The 17,744-nt window shown below is 67.9% G+C and carries 14 protein-coding genes; 9 read left to right on the top strand and 5 right to left on the bottom strand.

Annotated elements, in window-relative coordinates; genetic code table 11:
• Positions 1–27 precede the first annotated feature (27 nt).
• Both ACX12F_RS06030 and ACX12F_RS06025 read left to right on the top strand, forming a co-directional pair.
• Positions 28–1,278 carry a cytochrome P450 gene (locus tag ACX12F_RS06030; protein ID WP_459368719.1) on the top strand — a complete coding sequence of 417 codons (1,251 nt, stop codon included), beginning with the start codon at positions 28–30 and terminating at the stop codon, positions 1,276–1,278.
• On the top strand, positions 1,278–1,847 hold the full coding sequence (locus ACX12F_RS06025) for a TetR/AcrR family transcriptional regulator (protein WP_459368718.1): 570 nt from the start codon (positions 1,278–1,280) through the stop codon (positions 1,845–1,847). Before ACX12F_RS06030 ends, ACX12F_RS06025 begins: the two co-directional genes overlap by 1 nt.
• Positions 1,848–1,875: 28 nt before the next feature.
• Here the strand turns inward: ACX12F_RS06025 and ACX12F_RS06020 are convergent, their stop codons facing one another.
• On the bottom strand, positions 1,876–2,601 hold the full coding sequence (locus ACX12F_RS06020; RefSeq protein WP_459368717.1) for a siderophore-interacting protein: 726 nt from the start codon (positions 2,599–2,601) through the stop codon (positions 1,876–1,878).
• Positions 2,602–2,675: 74 nt separating this feature from the next.
• On the opposite strand from ACX12F_RS06020, the gene ACX12F_RS06015 reads away from it, so the two are divergent.
• A complete protein-coding gene (locus ACX12F_RS06015; RefSeq protein ID WP_459368716.1) occupies positions 2,676–3,761 on the top strand; it encodes a DUF5685 family protein in 1,086 nt (361 codons plus the stop codon).
• Here ACX12F_RS06015 and ACX12F_RS06010 read toward each other — a convergent pair.
• Positions 3,758–4,858, bottom strand: a complete 1,101-nt coding sequence (locus ACX12F_RS06010; protein ID WP_459368715.1) for an acyltransferase family protein — start codon at positions 4,856–4,858, stop codon at positions 3,758–3,760. The genes ACX12F_RS06015 and ACX12F_RS06010 overlap by 4 nt on opposite strands.
• Positions 4,855–6,747, bottom strand: a complete 1,893-nt coding sequence (locus tag ACX12F_RS06005; RefSeq protein WP_459368714.1) for a DEAD/DEAH box helicase — start codon at positions 6,745–6,747, stop codon at positions 4,855–4,857. The genes ACX12F_RS06010 and ACX12F_RS06005 overlap by 4 nt, the downstream gene beginning before the upstream one ends.
• Before the next feature lie 134 nt (positions 6,748–6,881).
• On the opposite strand from ACX12F_RS06005, the gene ACX12F_RS06000 reads away from it, so the two are divergent.
• The 5 genes from ACX12F_RS06000 (at position 6,882) to ACX12F_RS05980 (ending at position 13,465) form a co-directional block, all read left to right on the top strand.
• Positions 6,882–7,421: an LppP/LprE family lipoprotein gene (locus ACX12F_RS06000; RefSeq protein WP_459370255.1), complete on the top strand. Its 540-nt coding sequence runs from the start codon at positions 6,882–6,884 to the stop codon at positions 7,419–7,421.
• Between the two features lie 124 nt (positions 7,422–7,545).
• Positions 7,546–10,965 carry a TM0106 family RecB-like putative nuclease gene (locus ACX12F_RS05995; RefSeq protein WP_459368713.1) on the top strand — a complete coding sequence of 1,140 codons (3,420 nt, stop codon included), beginning with the start codon at positions 7,546–7,548 and terminating at the stop codon, positions 10,963–10,965.
• Positions 10,962–11,465, top strand: a complete 504-nt coding sequence (locus ACX12F_RS05990; RefSeq protein ID WP_459368712.1) for a hypothetical protein — start codon at positions 10,962–10,964, stop codon at positions 11,463–11,465. Before ACX12F_RS05995 ends, ACX12F_RS05990 begins: the two co-directional genes overlap by 4 nt.
• The gene (locus ACX12F_RS05985; protein WP_459368711.1) at positions 11,462–12,820 is read left to right on the top strand and encodes an FAD-binding oxidoreductase; all 1,359 of its coding nucleotides are present in this window, start codon (positions 11,462–11,464) and stop codon (positions 12,818–12,820) included. Before ACX12F_RS05990 ends, ACX12F_RS05985 begins: the two co-directional genes overlap by 4 nt.
• Before the next feature lie 33 nt (positions 12,821–12,853).
• Entirely contained in the window at positions 12,854–13,465 is a 612-nt protein-coding gene (locus ACX12F_RS05980) for a hypothetical protein (protein ID WP_459368710.1), read from the top strand.
• A 94-nt stretch (positions 13,466–13,559) separates the two neighbouring features.
• On the opposite strand, the gene ACX12F_RS05975 is transcribed toward ACX12F_RS05980, so the two are convergent.
• Together ACX12F_RS05975 and ACX12F_RS05970 are read right to left on the bottom strand one after the other, a co-directional pair.
• Positions 13,560–15,299, bottom strand: a complete 1,740-nt coding sequence (locus tag ACX12F_RS05975) for a DHA2 family efflux MFS transporter permease subunit (protein WP_459370254.1) — start codon at positions 15,297–15,299, stop codon at positions 13,560–13,562.
• 195 nt (positions 15,300–15,494) lie between these two features.
• Positions 15,495–16,781 (bottom strand): Bcr/CflA family efflux MFS transporter, encoded by a 1,287-nt coding sequence (locus ACX12F_RS05970; RefSeq protein WP_459368709.1) that lies wholly within the window; start codon positions 16,779–16,781, stop codon positions 15,495–15,497.
• A gap of 186 nt (positions 16,782–16,967) precedes the next feature.
• Between ACX12F_RS05970 and ACX12F_RS05965 the strand changes: the two genes are divergently transcribed.
• Positions 16,968–17,720 carry a hypothetical protein gene (locus ACX12F_RS05965; protein WP_459368708.1) on the top strand — a complete coding sequence of 251 codons (753 nt, stop codon included), beginning with the start codon at positions 16,968–16,970 and terminating at the stop codon, positions 17,718–17,720.
• The last annotated feature ends 24 nt before the right edge of the window (positions 17,721–17,744 follow it).

The raw sequence follows: 17,744 nt of genomic DNA, 5'->3' as shown, positions 1-17,744 counted from the left end.
TCCGGTCGACCGCCGTACACATAAGACATGACGGCGATTTTGTCTCACGAGGCATCCGGCTCCCCCGTGGCGTTCCAGCTTGCCGATTCCGCCGGGTGGGTCGACCCCTGGCCGATGTACCGGTCACTGCGCGACCACGACCCTGTGCATCACGTGGTGCCTGCCGGCGATCCCGCCGCCGACTACTACGTGCTGTCCCGGCACGCCGACATCTGGACCGCCGCGCGCGACCACGAGACATTCTCGTCGGCGCAGGGCCTGACCGTCAACTACGGCGAGCTGGAACTCATTGGCCTGCAAGACAACCCACCGATGGTGATGACGGACCCGCCCGTGCACACCGAATTCCGCAAGCTGGTGTCGCGCGGCTTCACCCCGCGCCAGGTCGAGGCAGTCGAGCCCAAGGTCCGCGAATTCGTCGTGCAACGGCTCGAGAAGCTCAAGGCCGCCGGCGGCGGAGACATCGTGACCGAGCTGTTCAAGCCGCTACCGTCGATGGTCGTCGCGCACTACCTCGGCGTGCCCGAGGCCGACCGCGACCAATTCGACGGCTGGACCGAGGCCATCGTCGCGGCCAACACCGCCGAGGGCGGACTGGGCAGCGCACTCGAGACGCTGGGCAGCGCGCTCGGCGACATGATGGGCTACTTCACGGCACTCATCGAACGCCGCCGCACGGAGCCCGAAGACGACACGGTGTCGCACCTGGTAGCCGCCGGGCAAGAAGAAGGGGCCGCCGACACCGTTGATCTGCTGTCGATCCTTGCGTTCACCTTCACCATGGTCACCGGCGGCAACGACACCACCACCGGGATGCTGGGCGGCGCGGTGCAGCTCCTGCACCGGCACCCCGACCAGCGCCGCCTGCTCGTCGAAAACCCCGACCTCATCGCCGAATCCGTCGACGAACTACTCCGGCTCACCTCGCCGGTCCAAGGCCTGGCGCGCACCGCCACCCGCGACGTGACCATCGGCGACACCACCATTCCGGCCGGACGCAAAGCGTTGTTGCTCTACGGCTCGGGCAACCGCGACGAACGCCAATACGGGCCCAACGCAGGCGAATTGGATGTGACGCGCGCACCGCGCAACATCCTGACGTTCAGTCACGGCGCGCACCACTGTCTGGGCGCGGCGGCCGCGCGGATGCAGTCCCGCGTCGCACTGACCGAACTGCTCTCGCGGATACCGGAATTCACCGTCGACGAGGACAGCATCGAGTGGGCCGGGGGCAGCTATGTACGACGTCCACTCTCGGTGCCGTTTACCATTTGCTGATGGCAACTGACTGGCTGGCCGGCCGACGCACCGAGGTCGCAGCGGAGGCCATCCTGGACGCCGCCGACCGCCTGTTCGCCGAGCAGGACGCCGCGACCGTCGGGATGCTCGAAATCGCCAGGGCGGCAGGCTGTTCCCGCGCCACGCTGTACCGGTATTACGAGAACCGGGACGTGCTGCACCTGGCCTACGTGCACCGCGAGGCGTTTCGGGTGTTCGCCCAAGTCGGCGAGCAGATCGCGGACATCAGCGACCCGCGCACCCGGCTGCTCGACGGAGTGGCGATCGCACTGCGCAGCGTGCGGGAAAGTCCCGCACTGTCATCGTGGTTCGTCGCCACCCAGCGGCCCATCGGCGGTGAGGTGGCCGCGCAGTCGGACGTCATCACCGGCCTGGTGGCGGCGTTCCTGTCAGATTTGTGGCCGGATCTCGAGACCGAGGCCGCGCACCGCCGGGCCAACTGGCTGGTCCGGATGATGGTGTCGCTGTTGATGTTCCCCGGCGCCGACGAAGACGACGAGCGCGCGATGCTCGACGAATTCGTGGTGGCCCAACTGGTTCCCCGGTAGTCCCGTGGCTTCGCTCGGCCCGGCGTGATCAAGCTTCCCAGTAGGCCCGCGCCTTGATGGCCTTCTTCGGAATCTGGTAGTCCTCGCGCAGCACCTTGACCACCGACCGGGTGGTCCGGTTGTCGCACGCCACCCAACCGAAGTGGTCGGAGGCGTCGAACGCCGAGGCCCGCACGGTCTCGACCAGTGCCTCGCCGTCGTTCTTGCGATCGACCCAGGTCACGGTCAGCCCCGGAGCGCCGGTACCCACCTGAAGGTCGCGGTCGTCGTCGTGCCCGGCCTCCAGATACACCTGGATGGATGCCTCGCCGATGGCCTGCAGCAGCGAGTTGATGGCCGGCAGCGATGCGGTGTCGCCGACCAGGAGGTAGCCGGCCGGCGCGGGCTCGGGCAGCTCGAAGCTGCTGCCGAGCAGCGTCACCTCGAGGGTGTCGCCGGGCTTGGCCTCCTGGGCCCAGCGGGTGGCCAGACCGTCATGGAGAGCGAAGTCGATGTCGGTGGTGCCGGCAACGGGATCGGGGTTGACCAGCGTGTAGCCGCGCTGGTGCGCCCTGTCACCGTCGGGGAACCAACCGCGGACCCACATGGTCGGGTGCACCGGCCGTTCGGCCAACAGGTTCCCGGTGGTGAAGTGCAGCCGCAGATAGTTCGCGGTGATCTGGGTGCGGCCGGTGACGGTCAGCTCGTAGTCGCCGCCCCGCCACAGTTTGACCAGTGCCCCCTGAATTCCACGCGACGGTTTCGACTCGCTCATTAGGGCAGCATAACCTAATTTAATTCATGAGTGGTTCCTCTGCGGTTTGCGCTGGCCGCAGCTATCTTCAACCCGTGTTCGGCATCCTCCGGCCGTGCCGGCATCGACTCGGCAAGGAACTCGCCGCCGTCTGGACCGCCCAGTTGTGCGGCCTGTGCCTCGCCCTCCGCGATGACTACGGTCAGGGCGGCCGGGTCGCCACCAACTACGACGGGCTCGTGGTGTCGGCGTTGGTGGAGGCACAGTCCACCTCCGCGCCCGGACGCCGGGAGGCCGGCCGCTGCCCGCTACGGGGCATGCGCAAGGCCGACGTCGCGATAGGTGAATCGGTCCGGCTCGCGGCCGTGGTCTCACTGGTGCTCGCGGCGGCGCGGGTGCGCGACCATGTCGATGACGGAGACGGGGTGTTCGCCGCCACGGGCGTGCGGCCCGCGGCCCGACGGATCGCCGACCGGTGGGTCCGGCAGGGCACCGGAGTCGGCACTGCCCTCGGCTTCGACACCACCGTGCTGATGGACGCCATCGATCGGCAACCGGCACTGGAAGCCGCTGCGGCGGCGGGCAGTTCGTTGCTCGCCGTCACCGAACCCACGGAAACCTCGGTCGCGGCGGCATTCGCGCACACCGCGGTACTGGCCGGGCGGCCGGCAAACGTGGAGCCACTGGGTGAAATCGGTCGGTTGTTCGGGCGGGTCGCGCACCTGCTCGATGCGGTCGAAGACCTGGACGCCGACCGTACGCACGGGAAATGGAATCCGGTGACCGCCACCGCAACACCGATCGGCGATGTCCGTACGACGTGCGACGACGCGGTGCTCGGCATCGAACTCGCCTTGGCCGACGTGGAATTCACCGCTGGGCGGTTGGTGCATCGGCTCCTGACCCGCGAATTACGGCGGGCCGTGACCCGGACCTTCAGCCGCGCGGGGTTCGAAGCGGCGGATGTGCCGCCCGGCGCCGGCCCTTCTGCGGCGCCATTCGGCGAGCTGCCGATCGACGGCGGCGCCGAACCCGAAGATCGCGCCGAACCTGAAGATCCCGAGGACCAGGAGAAGGAAACCAAGCTCAAGGGCGGCTGGTTCGACAGCTGTTGTGTGTGCGACTGCTGTTGTGACTGCGGGGATTGCGACTGCTGCCGCGGGGACTGCTGCGACTGCTAGTTCCGGACCCGGGTGAACCGGTGCAGTAGCCACGCCACCGGAATGGTGAACAGCGTCGTCAGCGTGAACAGCGCGAACGTCGACCCGGTCCAGATGTGCTGGTGCATCACCTCGACCATGACCAGTTCCATGACGACCAGGTGCACCAGGAAGATCTCGTAGGAAATCTCACCGAGGAAGACCATCGGCCGGCTTCCGAGCAGCCACGCGTACCAACCGCGGTTCCCCAAGCCCAGCGGCGCGACGGCCAACGTGGCGATGGCCGCGTAGAGCACCGACTTCCACAGGCTTTCCAGCAGCGTCGCCGGCGACGTGGTCGGAGCGCCGGCGATGGGTGTCGACGCGATGAGGTAGCAGACCAATGCCATTGGGATGCACAGGAATCCGTAGGCACGCACACCCATCACAGACAGCACGGATAGCAGCATCCCGCCGACGAACCAGATCAGATAGGTGGGCAACCACAGCCGGGCGCCGTCGGGTAGGAAATGCGTCGTGTGCACCAAGGTCAGCCACCCGAAGCTCGATGCGGCTAGAATCCCGAGCGCGCCGAGCAACACCCCGGGCCGCCATTGCCGCCGGCACAGCACCACCATCAGCAGGTAGGCCAACAGCGGAAGGGCAACGTAGAAAGCAGCTTCCACCGCCAGGCTCCACATCTGGGTGAGACCTTGGTGCAGCCAGGAGAACAGGTAGTTGTCGGTGTAGATCTGAGTGAGCGTGAGGTTGCGGATCAGCCCCAGCCAGGTGTGGCCGGGATTCGGGCCGGCCGTCCGGAAGTGATACAACGCGTAGGCCGCCAACACCGTGACCACGTAGGCGGGCATGATCCGCCGTACCCGGTGCCAGGCGTAACGCTGCAACGACGGTGCCTCGTAGGGCTTTTCGGCATCAGTACGAGCCAGCGCCTTCACCCACGGGGTGAACAGCAGGAAGCCCGACAGCACGAAGAAGATCGGCACGCCGATCTCGGCCCGCGAGTACATCAACCCGACGTAGTCTTGCGTGTACTTACCCGTCGTGTAGGCCGCGTGGGTCAACACCACCAGCAGAGCGGCGACAGCACGGACCCCGGTGAGTGAATCAACCCGGGTCACTTGTACTTACGCTTGCCCTCGCCTCGACCTTCGTGCTTGCCGCCGCGGCGATCGTCGTCACGGCCGCCACCCTGACGTGGCCCACGATCCTGGCGGCCGCCGCGGTCGGAGTACGAACCCCGGTCCGGACGTGCGCCACGATCCTGGTAACCGCCGGAATGCCCGCCCTTGTCCAGCTCCAGGTGAATCAACTGGCCCGAAATGCGGGTGCTCTCCAGCTTTTTGAGCGTGTCCTGGCTCAACTTGGCGGGCAGCTCGACCAACGAGTGGTCCACGCGGATGCTGATGTGCCCGAAGTCGCTGCGATTGAGCCCGCCCTCGTTGGCGATGGCGCCGACGATGGCACCCGGCATCACCTTGTGCCGCTTGCCCACCGCGATGCGGTACGTGGCCAGGTCGTCACGCGTCGACCGGGGCTTGCGTTCCCGGTCGCCGCGGTCCCCGTGGTCGTCACGATCCCGGTCGGGACGTTCACGGCGTTTCTCCGGCGGCGGCTCCTTCATCAGGAACTCTTCGCCGCCCTGGGTCTGCACGGCCAGCGCCGCCGCGATCTCGGCGAGCGGCACGTTGTTGTCGCGCTCGTAGTCCTCGATCAACCGGCGGAACAGCTCGATGCCCGGCGCGTTGAGCGAGTCGGTGAGCGAGTCACGGAACTTCGACACGCGCTGGGCGTTGACGTCGTCGACCGAAGGCAGTTGGGACTCGACGAGTTTCTTGCGCGTGACGCGCTCGATCGAGTTGAGCAAGTGCCGTTCGCGCGGCGTGACGAACAGCAGCGCGGTGCCCGAACGCCCCGCGCGGCCGGTGCGCCCGATGCGGTGCACGTACGACTCGGGGTCGTGCGGGATGTCGTAGTTCAGAACGTGAGAGATGCGTTCGACGTCAAGGCCACGGGCCGCCACGTCGGTCGCGATCAGGATGTCGATGGAGCCGTCCTTGAGCCCGTTGATGGTGCGCTCACGGACCGCTTGCGCAATGTCGCCGTTGATCGCAGCCGCGGAAAAGCCACGCGCCCTGAGCTTTTCGGCAACTTCCTCGGTGGCCTGCTTGGTGCGGACGAAGACGATCATCGCCTCGAACGGCTCAACCTCGAGCAGCCGGGTGATGGCGTCCATCTTGCGGGCGCCGGCCACCTGGATGTATCGCTGCGTGATGTTCTCAGCGGTCTGCGCCTTGGCCTTGATGGTCACTTCGACCGGGTCGTGCAGATACCGGGCGGTGATCTTCTTGATGGCCGGCGGCATGGTCGCCGAGAAGAGGGCGACCTGCTTGTACTCCGGGGTGTCGGCCAGGATGCGCTCGACGTCCTCGGCGAAGCCCATCTGCAGCATCTCGTCGGCCTCGTCGAGCACCAGATAATCGAGGTGCGAGAGGTCCAGGCTGCCCTTCGACAGGTGGTCGATCACGCGGCCCGGGGTTCCGACCACGACCTGCGCACCGCGCTTGAGACCGGCCAACTGCGGCGTGTACGACGAGCCGCCGTAGATCGGCAGCACGTTGATGTTCAGGTGCGCGCCGTACTTTCCGAACGCCTCGGCCACCTGCAGCGCCAGCTCGCGCGTCGGCGCCAGCACCAGACACTGGGTGTTGCGGCTGGTGGGGTCGATCTTGGACAACACCGGAACCGCGAAGGCGGCGGTTTTGCCGGTACCGGTCTGGGCGAGGCCGACGACGTCGGACCCGTTCAGAATCGCCGGGATGGTGGCGGCCTGGATGGGCGAGGGAGACTCGTAGCCGACGTCGGTCAGCGCCCGCAGCACCTCCGGACGGATGTTCAGGTCGGCGAAGGTGACCTCGTCGCCGGTTTCGGCGGAGGTGTCAGAAGCGGGTGCAGTGGTGGTGTTCTGGCCGCCCGAATCCGGGTCGGCTTCGGGCGAAGACGTCGTCATTATGTGAGCAGTCTAGTAGGTCTTCGTCGGCGTGCCGACGCTCTGGCGAGGTCCAGTACGCCCAGCATGGCTGACCGTACTCCCCCTCGTTCGCCTTATAGGGTGGCCGGGTGCGCTGCGCCGAACCGAAACTGATGACGATCGCGGTGGCCGCACTCGCGGCGGCAAGCCTGTCCGCATGTGGCTCGGGCGACTCGACCGCTTCCAAGACTCCCGATCCGACGGCGCCGGCCGCGGCCAAAAAATCTGCCGCACCGACCGTCGTCGCCGGTCCGAAGACCAGCGCGGCACCCGCGGACCCCTGCGCAGTCAGTCTCACCGCTCCTGACATCGCCAAGGCAGTGTCCACGCTGCCGGCGGATCCCCGCAGCAAGCAGGGCTGGAGCCCGGAGCCACTGGCCGGCAACTACAACCAGTGCGCGCCACTGTCGGTGGTGATTGTGAAAGCGAACACCAACGCCGAGCAGCCCAATACCCGCGCCGTGATGTTCCACCTGGGCCAGTTCATCCCGACCGGCGTGCCCGACACGTACGGGTTCAACGGCATCGACCTGGCCGCATCCACCGGCGACACCGTCGCCCTGAGCTACACCAACCCGGCGACGGGGCTCAAGAGCGTCGTGCGATTCCACTGGAACGGCAACGGCGTCGAGTTGATCGGCAACACGCGCTAGGTGTTCTTCTCCACCTTGTTGACGTAGTGGGGGTAGACCGAAGCGACGCTGGTGGTGAAAATCCGGCTCACCGAGACCACCGTAGCCCCGGCGTTTTGTCACCGGGCTGCCATATGGTGACGACGTGTTCCTGAGTCCGACCGATCAGACCGCGCCGGTCATCTACAGCGCGTCTGATCTCGCGGCCGCGGCGCGGTGCGAGTACGCGCTGCTGCGCCGGTTCGACGGGATGCTGGGCCGGGGACCGAAGGCCGTGGTGGACGACGATCTGTTGGCGCGCACAGCCGAACTCGGCGACGCCCACGAGCAGCGGCACCTGGAGCAGCTCCGCGAGGCGTCCGGGGACAACGTCACGATGATCGGCCGGCCGCGGCCGTATACGGTCGCCGGGCTGCTCGCGGCGGCCGAGGCCACCAGGGCAGCCGTCGACCGCCGGGCGCCAGTGATCTATCAGGCCGCGATGTTCGATGGCCGCTTCCTGGGTTTCGCCGACTTCCTGATCCTGGAGGACGGGCGCTATCGGCTTCGGGACACCAAGCTGGCCCGCTCGGTGAAAGTCGAGGCGCTCCTGCAGCTGGCGGCCTACGCCGACGCGCTGGAGCAGGCCGGGGTGCCGGTGGCACCGGAAGTCGACCTGGTGCTCGGGGACGGCACCGTCGCCAGTTATCCAGTGGCCGAACTGCTTCCTGTGTACCTGCCCCGACGCGCCGCGCTGCAGCGGCTGCTCGACGAACACCGGGCCGGTGGGGCACCGGTGTCCTGGGAGACCCCGGACCTGCGGGCCTGCCACCAATGCGATGACTGCGCGGTCGAAGTCCGAGAACGCGATGATCTCCTGCTAGTGGCCGGCATGCGGGTGAGCCAGCGGGCCCGGCTGCTCGACGCCGGGATCACCACCATGCACGAGTTGGCCGAACACACCGGTGCGGTGCCCGGACTCTCGTCCCGCATCGTGGCGAATCTCGTGGGGCAGGCGGGCCTGCAGGTCACTCCCCCGATCGAGGGCAAGCCCCAGTTCGAGGTGATCGACGCGCAGCCCCTCACCGGCCTGCCCGAGCCCGACCGTGGCGACCTGTTCTTCGACTACGAAGGCGACCCGCTGTGGACCGAGAACGGCCGGGACTGGGGTCTGGAGTACCTGTGGGGCACCCTGACCGCCACCGGCACGTTCCATCCGCTGTGGGCACATGACCGGACCAGTGAACGGCAGGCGCTCATCGACTTCCTGGCGTTGGTGCGCAAGCAGCGCAAGCGGTACCCGAACATGCACATCTACCACTACGCGGCCTACGAGAAGAGCACGCTGCTGCGGCTGTCCGGGCGCTACGGCGTCGGCGAGGCCGAGGTGGACGAACTGCTGCGAAACGGCGTGCTGGTCGACCTTTTACCGTTGGTACGCAAGAGCATTCGCGTGGGTACCGAGAGCTACAGCATCAAGTACCTGGAGCCCCTGTACATGGGCGGCGAGTTGCGCGTCGGCGAGGTCACCAAAGCCACCGACTCGATCACGCAGTACGCGCGCTACACCGAGTTGGAGGCCGCCGGGGAGCACGAGGAAGCGGCGACGGTCCTCAAGGAGATCGAGGACTACAACCACTACGACTGCCGCTCCACGCTGCGGCTGCGCGAGTGGCTGCTCGGGGTGGCGTGGGCCGCGGGCATCGCGCCCCGTGGGCCGGTCAGCGGCGGCCCGGCACGACCCGAGACCGCGGCGCCGGCCGACGACGCAACGCAGCGCGCCCTGACCAAGTACGCGGGCGACGGCACCACGGCGCGTTCCGCCGAACAGCAGGCCGTGGCCATGATCGCGGCAGCCCGCGGGTACCACCAGCGCGAGGAAAAGCCGTTCTGGTGGGAGCATTTCGACCGGATCAACAATCCGGTCGACGAATGGGCCGACAGCGCAGACGTTTTCGTGGCCACGACCACCCCGCACATCGCCGTCGACTGGAACACGCCCCCCAAGGCCCGTAAGCCGCAGCGTCAGGTGCTGCTGCGGGGCGAGATCGCCGCCGGCTCCATCCCGCCCGGTGCCGAGGTCTTCGCCCTCTATGAACCGCCCTCTCCGGCAGGGCTTTCCGACGATCCTGACGTCCGGGCCGCCGGCGCCGCCAAGGTGCTGGACTGCAACGAGGACGGCACCGAAGTGCTGATCATGCACCGCACCGGGAAAGACGGCGACGAGTTCGACCAGCTGCCGTTCGCCCTGACGCCAGGCCCGCCACCGAACACAAAACCACTGCGGAACGCGATCGAGACGGCCGCCGGCGCGGTGGCCGCCGGGTTGCCGTCGCTGCCGCCCAACGCGGTGCTGGACATCCTCTTGCGCTCCGCCCCCCGCACCGGCTCCAAGGGACCGCTCCCCCGTACCGGCGACACCGCGCGGGATATCGTTGCCGCCCTGCGGGATCTGGATTCGTCGTACCTTGCGGTGCACGGCCCGCCGGGCACGGGAAAGACCTTCACCGCCTCGAAGGTCATCGCCGACCTGGTCAACCACGACCACTGGCGCATCGGCGTGGTGGCGCAGTCGCACGCCGTCGTGGAGAACGTCCTCAACAGCGTGGTCAAGGCCGGGGTCGACGGCGCAATGGTCGGCAAGAAGCGTGCGCCGGACGACGCACCGTTCACCGACGTCCCGGACAACCAGTACGCACGCTTCATCGCGGACCACAACGGCTGCGTGATAGGCGGCACCGCTTGGGATTTCGCCAACGACGGGCGCGTCCCCCGGGGCTGTCTGGATCTGCTCGTCATCGAGGAGGCCGGCCAGTTCAGCCTGGCCAACACCATCGCCGTCGCGTCGGCAGCAAGCAATCTGCTGCTGCTCGGTGATCCGCAGCAGCTGCCACAGGTCAGCCAGGGCACCCACCCGGAACCGGTGGACGAGTCGGCCCTGAGCTGGCTGGTCGAGGGCCGGCACACGCTGCCTGCCGAACGCGGCTACTTCCTGGACATCTCGTACCGGATGCACCCGGCGGTGTGCGCGCCGGTATCGGCGCTGTCATACGACAACCGGCTGCTATCCGCTGAAAGCGTCAGCGGTGCACGGCGATTGGCCGGGATCGAGCCCGGCGTGCACCTGATGACCGTCGACCACGACGGCAACGCGACCGACAGCCCCGAGGAAGCCGAGGCGATCATCGCGGCCATCGGCGATCTGGTCGGCCGGCAGTGGTCCGACGAGGACGGCACGAAAACCCTTGGCCCCGAGGATGTTCTGATCGTGGCACCGTACAACGCGCAGGTGGTGCTGCTGCGCGAGCGGACGGACGCGGCCGGGTACGGCGATGTCCAGGTGGGCACCGTCGACAAGTTCCAGGGGCGGCAGGCGCCCGTGGTGTTCGTGTCGATGACGGCGTCGTCCGTCGCCGAGGTCCCCCGCGGCATGGGTTTCCTGCTGAACCGCAACCGGCTCAACGTAGCGATCAGCCGCGCCAAGTACGCCGCCTACATGGTGCGCTCGGCGCTGTTGACCGACTACCTTCCGTCGACCCCGGACGGGATGATCGAGCTCGGCGCATTCCTGTCGGTGACCGCATGACCATGCCGCCGCCGGGCCCGCAGACGCCTCCCGTTCACCACGTCTGGACCGCCGGCCCGTCTGACCGCCGGCACTTCACGTGGCTCTCCACTCGGCAAGCCCTGACCCGGTGGCAGCTGTGGTTGATCCTCGTGGTCGCCATCGGGTTCTCGGCGGCCGGCGCCGGATCCGCGCCGACGGCCATCGGCGTCGCGATCGTCCTACTGCCGATGTTCTTCGCCGTCATCGCGGCCACAACCTGGTACCGCGTCTATCGGGCGTTGGGCCACACCATGTTTCCCGGCGCGCAATGGGCGTCCGGATTCAACGACTACGGGTTCATGCTGGCGACCCCGGGCGGCACCGTCACGCTCGGCTGGGCCACGGTCACCGCGGTCCGGCCGAGCGCCGAGATGGTGACATTCCACACCAAGACCGGCCGTGTCGGTATCCCGAGCCCTCTTGTACCACCGCCCGCGGTCGACTACGCGCGGACTCAGATCGCCCGGCAGCAGCGATGATCGATCCCCTGATCGAACGGCTCACCGCTGCCGTCGGCGCGGCATACGTCACCACCGACTCCGACGTACTCGCCGGCCGGGTCGTCGACCACACCGGCCGCTATCGCGGCCGCGCCCGGGCACTGGTCCGTCCGGGCAACGACGCCGAAGTCGCGGCGGTACTGCGCGCGTGCCGGGACACCGGCGCCTACCTCACGGTCCAGGGTGGGCGGACATCGCTGGTCGCCGGGGCCGTTCCCGAGCATGACGACATCCTGCTGTCCACCGAACGGTTGTCGGCGGTCGCAGCGGTCGACACCGACGAACGCCGGGTCCGGGCCGGGGCCGGCGCGACCTGCGCCGCGGTCCAGCACGCCGCGGCCGCCGCGGGTCTGGTGTTCGGCGTCGATCTCGCGTCGCGTGATTCGGCGACTGTCGGCGGTATGGCATCGACGAATGCCGGCGGGCTGCGCACCGTGCGGTACGGCAATATGCGCGAACAGATTCTGGGCCTCGATGTGGCGTTGCCCGACGGCTCGCTGATACGCCGGCACAGTCAGGTGCGCAGCGACAACACCGGCTACGACCTGACCTCGTTGTTCGTCGGGGCAGAAGGCACGCTCGGAGTGATCACCGGACTTGACCTTCGGCTGTATCCGGCTCCGGCACAGCGGGTTACCGCGGTGGCCGGCTTCGACGATCTGAACGCATTGATCGATGCCGGCCGCCGATTCCGGGATACGGACGGCATCGCCGCACTCGAACTCATCGACTCGCGCGGCAGTGCGCTGACCGCCGAACATCTAGGAGTCGCCGCACCGGTGGACGGTGCCTGGCAGCTGCTGATCGAGCTGGCCGGCGACACCGATCAGACCGAGCTGCTGGCCTCCGCACTCGAGGACACCCAGCTGGTCGGCGAACCCGCAGTGGGCGTGGACATCAGCGCGTCTCAGCGACTGTGGCAGGTGCGCGAATCGATCGGCGAGATCCTCGGCTGGTACGGTCCGCCGCTGAAATTCGATGTGTCGCTGCCACTTTCCAGCATTGCCGGGTTCACCGCGCGGGCCGTGACCGTCACCGCCGAGCATGCACCCGATGCCATCCCGGTACTTTTCGGCCACATCGGCGAGGGCAATCTGCACCTGAACCTGGTGCGCTGCAACGTCTCTGACGAGACCGAACGCGCGTTGTACGGCGCCATGATGACACTCATCGCCGACTGCGGAGGGAACGTCAGCTCCGAACACGGCGTCGGCACCCGGAAACGCGACTACCTCAGCATGTCTCGCACCGATGCCGATATCGCGGCCATGCGCACGCTGAAGGCGGCATTCGACCCGACCGGTTATCTGAACCCCGCCGTCCTGTTCCGCTGATTGCGCGGCGCTTTGGGCGGTAGCGTCCATACGGTGCGCCGATACGCCCTGGCTGTTGTGACGCTGCCGCTGCTCACGCTCGCCGGACTCGAGGCGCCCGACAGCCACGCAACGCAGGCCTGCGACACCACCGATGCGAGCCGTGCACCCGCGGTGATCACCGGATTCGACGGTTACACCGCGGTGAACCTCTGCGATTACGCCGGGCCCAAGCACTACGGCTGGTCCTCGTACCGGTTCACGACGGCCGACGGCGTGCACTGCGAGCTGTACGACGGGCCGAACTCGTGGCAGTACTACTCCAGCATCACCTGCTGGGGGAAGCTGCCGGGCGTGCCGGCGGACGTGACCCAGGTCGACGTCGCCGCAGGCAGTGTGGCGACTTACGGCCAGGCGGATGTCAGGCAGAAGGAAACGCAGGACGGTGGCGTGCCCGTCGACCCGGCCGGCTACCGGCAGTTGGCGCCCGGGCAGAAGATCGTGGTCCCCGGTGCCAAGGGCTCTGTCGACGAGAACGACGAAGTGTGCGCGACGGCCGGTGACGGCGCACTCACCTGCGAGATCCAGAATCCCGGCGAAGCGTGGGGTCAGGACCAGGCGACGCACGGTTTCGTGCTGTCAGTGCAAGGCAGCCGAATCTACTGAGCAGTCAGCCAGCGTGTGAGCGGCGGCCGCGAACGTAACCTGACGGCGGAATATCCCGCCACAAATCGCCCTGCGGTTACATTCGCGAGCCGAGCTACATGGAATGCAGGCCGTAAGCGCCCGGATCGTCGTCATCGTCGCGGTAGTGGCGGCCTCGGCGTGGTGAGGCAGGCGCATCGGCCGCCACGAATTCCGGGCGATGTGAGTTGGGCCAGTGGTCGACGCGCATCGGAATTGGTGCGGTGAGCGGCTCGTCGGCCTCGTAGCGCTCATCGGCCTCGTAGTGCTCGTGACGCTCGTCCGGTTCGGTGTACCAGCTGTCCCACGACTCGTAAGCGTCCAGATTATCGCGGTCGACGGTGTACTCGACGTAGTCGTCGTCATCGGGAAAGTAGTTGGGCTCGGGCCACTCCGGAACCGATCCCCGGGACCTAACCAGCGGCATCGCCGTCGCTTGACCCCGCAGGAACAGCGCGGCGACGACACCGAACAGCGCGACGAACGCCGGGAGTAGCAATGACTGCGACATCGCGGTGGCGAACGGCTCGCGCAGGAACGGCGGCAGCGTCACGGGTGCGCCCTCACCGGCAGGTGGCCGCCCGCCCGTCGGCATCTCGGCGCTGATCCGGGATGTCATGTAGGCGGCCATGCCGGCACTGCCCAGCACCGAACCGACCTGCCGCGTCGCGTTGTAGACGCCGGACCCGGCGCCGGCCAGCCGCGGCGGCAGGTTGCGGGTGGCGGTGGCCGCCAGCGGCGACCAGATGAACGCCATGCCGATACCCATGGCAATGAACGGCAGCACCAGCTGCCAGACCGGCGTGGACGGGGTCAGCCCGAACGACAGCCAGGTCAGCCCGATCGCCAGCGCCGAGAACCCGGACCCGACGATGGGCTGCGGCGGATACCGATCGATCAGCCGGCCCACCAGCGGCGCCAGCACCCCGGACACGATCGCCATGGGCGCAGTGAGCAGCGCTGACTCCGTCGCACTCAGACCGAGGACGGCCTGGGCGTGGAACATCACCGGCAGGATCATCGCGGTGACACAGAAGCCGATGGTGGCCACAGCCACGTTGGACAGGCAGAAGTCGTTGTCGTGGAACACCGTCAACGGAATCAGCGGCTCGTCGGGGTTCACCGACTGCCAGTACACGAACGCGGCCATGAAGCCCACGCCGGCGAGGATCACCAGCCAGATCCACCACGCCCAGTCGTGCGTCTGCCCCTCCTGCAGGCCGAAGACGATGGCGAACATGCCGACGCCTGACAGCACCACGCCGAGCACGTCGAACCGGTGCCGTTCGGTGGGCAACTCGGGGACCAGGACCCAGGCCAGGGCCAGGCCGGCGATGCCGATAGGGACGTTGACGAAGAAGATCCACTGCCAGCCGAGGTGGTCCACCAGCACACCGCCGGCCAACGGACCGACCAGTGTCGCCACGCCCGCCGTGGCGCCCCACACGCTCATGGCTGCACCGCGGCGATCGGGCGGGAAGATTCGGGTGATCGTGGACAAGGTCTGGGGAGTAAGCAGTGCGGCGCCGAGGCCCTGCACCACGCGGGCGGCGATGAGCATCCCGATGCTGCCGGACAAGCCGCACCACAACGACGCCAGCGTGAACACGGCAAGGCCGGCCAGGTACAGGTTCCGCGGGCCGAAGCGGTCACCGAGCCGGCCCGCGACCAGCAGCGGCACCGCGTAGGCCAGCAGGTATGCGCTGGTCACCCAGATCACGCCGTCGTAGTCGGTGCCGAGCTTCTGCATGATGACGACGTTGGCGACGGCGACGATCGTGGAGTCGACCAGGATCATGAAGAAGCCGAACATCATGGCCCAGAGCGCGTGCCAGGGTCGACTGACTTGCGCAGTACTCACCGGCGGATCCCGGCGGAAATCAACGTGTGCATGCAGTGGGTATCAAGTCTGGGGGCCGGCGGGTGTGCCGGTCTCGACTTCGACGCTACGGATAGTCGCGAATCCGAACAAGTCAGCAAGTTCGGCCGTGCCGCCAACTGACCCGAAGGCCTACGACCGGTGGCGTTCGTGTCCCGACGTACCCATGTCGCCGACGGCCAGCAAGGCCAGCAGCGCGACCACCACGCCCGTCGTCATCACGCCCGCGAGCGCCAACTCACCATTGCCGAGCGCGCCGACGAGTGGTGCCACCGCCGCGCCGAGCCCGAACTGGGCGGCGCCCAGAGCGGCGGCCGCGGTGCCGGCGGCATCGGGGTGCCGGGCCAGTGCGACGGCGGGTGTGTTCGGGATCACCAGGCCCATCGCGGCGAGCATCGCCCAGACCGGGATCAGGAAGCCCGCCAATCCGCCGACATGCAGGGCCGCCAGCGCGACGAACCCGAGGCCGAACGCCGAAGCGGCGACCAGCGCCACAACCGCGATCTTCTGCGGGGCGAACCGGCGCAGCAGCACGACGTTGAACTGGGTGGCACCGATGAGCGCGATCGCACCGGCCGCGAACACCAGGGCGAAGGTCTGCTGATCCAGGCCATAGTGGCCCTGCAGCACGAAGGCGGCACCCGCGATGTACGCGAACAGGCCGGACATGCCGAGGGCACCGACGAGCACCAGAGCCACGAACCGGATGTCGCTGAGCACCTCGACGTACGTGCGCAAGATGGCCCGTAGTTGTAGCGGACGCCGGTCTGCGACCGCGAGGGTCTCGGGCAGCGCCAGCACCGCCACCGCCAGGATCGCGCCGCCCAATACCGCGAGCGCGGCGAACACCCAGTGCCACGACCCGCGCAACAGCACTGCGGCCCCCAGCGAGGGCGCCAACACCGGTGCCACGCCCAGGACCAGGATCAACCGGGACATCACGACGGCCGCGACCGACTCTTCGAACAGGTCACTCACCACCGCAATGGCCACGACCGAGGCAGCAGCAGCACCGACGCCCTGCAATGTGCGGGCGATGCCGAGCATTTCGATGTTCGGCGCGAACAGGCAGAGCACCGAGGCCGCCATGTGCAGCAGGATGCCGGCGATCAGGGGCCGCCGGCGACCCAGCGCATCCGACAGCGGGCCGACGATGAGCTGGCCGAGCGCCAGTCCGCCGAGTGTCCCGGTCAGCGTCAGTTGCGCGACCGATGACGACAACCCCAGCTCAGACGCGATCCGGGGCAGCGCGGGAAGGTACATGTCGATGGTCAGGGGGCCGAGCGCGACCAGCAGTCCGAGTACCACGATCATCCGGGTCCGGCTCGGCGTCCGGCCTACCTCCGACACCTCGGCGGGCGCGCCGCTATCGGCGGCGTCGCCTACCGCTGTCAGATCCACAAGGGGCGATGCTGCCATGAATATGGTTAGCAATGCATACCGGTTTTTTCTTCCCGGCAAACGGGGCGGTCGCTACTGGCCCAGATGGCGCGGCCGGAGTGATCCGCGTTACCAGCTCAGCCGGTGTGGGCACTCAGATGCCGCGCCGATCGTTGACCACGAGTTAGCCTGAATTCCTGAGTACGGAGATGGAGAGGCCGGCCGATGAGTGCTCGCTCCAGCATGAAGGGGCAGTTGCCTGTGAAGCATGACGCCCACGCCGAGGACCCTGGCGCTGCCGCCAAGGCGCTCTCGCACATCATCGAGGGCGGTGCCCGGGTGCAGGCGCCGGCAGTGGCCGCGTACGTCAACCGGTTGCGTGAGCACAACCCCGGTGCCACCCCCGCCGAGATCATCACCAAGCTTGAGAGGCACTACCTGGCCGCGACCATGGCCAGCGGCGCCGCAGTCGGATCGGCCGCGGTCTTCCCAGGCATCGGCACCCTCGTCGCGATGTCGGCGGTGGCCGCCGAGACCGTGGTGTTCCTCGAAGCGACCGCGGTGTTCGCCCTCGCGGTAGCCGAGGTGCACGGCATCCCGGTCGCTCAGCGGGAGCGTCGTCGCGCGCTGGTCCTGGCGGTACTCGTCGGCGATGCGGGCAAGCACGCCATCGGGGATCTGCTCGGCACCGGCCGCACCAGTGGCGCGTGGCTGGCCGACGGTGCCGCGACGGTGCCGTTACCGGCCGTCTCGCAACTGAATGCGCGGCTGCTGAAGTTCTTCGTGAAGAAGTACACGCTCAAGCGCGGCGCCATCGCCTTCGGCAAGCTGCTGCCCGTCGGCGTCGGCGCGGTGATCGGCGGTGTCGGCAACCGGTTGATGAGCAAGAAGATCATCGAGAACACCCATACGGCCTTCGGGCCTCCGCCGGCAAGGTGGCGCCAGACGCTACATGTGCTGCCCGAGGCGCGGGGTTAGCAAACTGTCCGCAGATTGATGCAC

It is taken from the genome of Mycolicibacterium sp. HS_4_1 (assembly GCF_054515875.1).
The sequence above is the reverse complement of the archived record's forward strand: the minus strand, read 5'-3'. Positions and strand labels throughout refer to the sequence as shown.

What these genes read in the sequence shown, in the direction of transcription:
- ACX12F_RS06030 (WP_459368719.1), top strand. Translation starts at nt 28, where the DNA reads ATGACGGCGATTTTGTCTCACGAGGCATCCGGCTCCCCCGTGGCGTTC.
- ACX12F_RS06005 (WP_459368714.1), bottom strand. Translation starts at nt 6,747, where the DNA reads ATGACGACGTCTTCGCCCGAAGCCGACCCGGATTCGGGCGGCCAGAAC.
- ACX12F_RS06025 (WP_459368718.1), top strand. Translation starts at nt 1,278, where the DNA reads ATGGCAACTGACTGGCTGGCCGGCCGACGCACCGAGGTCGCAGCGGAG.
- ACX12F_RS05965 (WP_459368708.1), top strand. Translation starts at nt 16,968, where the DNA reads ATGAGTGCTCGCTCCAGCATGAAGGGGCAGTTGCCTGTGAAGCATGAC.
- ACX12F_RS06020 (WP_459368717.1), bottom strand. Translation starts at nt 2,601, where the DNA reads ATGAGCGAGTCGAAACCGTCGCGTGGAATTCAGGGGGCACTGGTCAAA.
- ACX12F_RS05985 (WP_459368711.1), top strand. Translation starts at nt 11,462, where the DNA reads ATGATCGATCCCCTGATCGAACGGCTCACCGCTGCCGTCGGCGCGGCA.
- ACX12F_RS05975 (WP_459370254.1), bottom strand. Translation starts at nt 15,299, where the DNA reads ATGATGTTCGGCTTCTTCATGATCCTGGTCGACTCCACGATCGTCGCC.
- ACX12F_RS06000 (WP_459370255.1), top strand. Translation starts at nt 6,882, where the DNA reads ATGACGATCGCGGTGGCCGCACTCGCGGCGGCAAGCCTGTCCGCATGT.
- ACX12F_RS05970 (WP_459368709.1), bottom strand. Translation starts at nt 16,781, where the DNA reads ATGGCAGCATCGCCCCTTGTGGATCTGACAGCGGTAGGCGACGCCGCC.
- ACX12F_RS05990 (WP_459368712.1), top strand. Translation starts at nt 10,962, where the DNA reads ATGACCATGCCGCCGCCGGGCCCGCAGACGCCTCCCGTTCACCACGTC.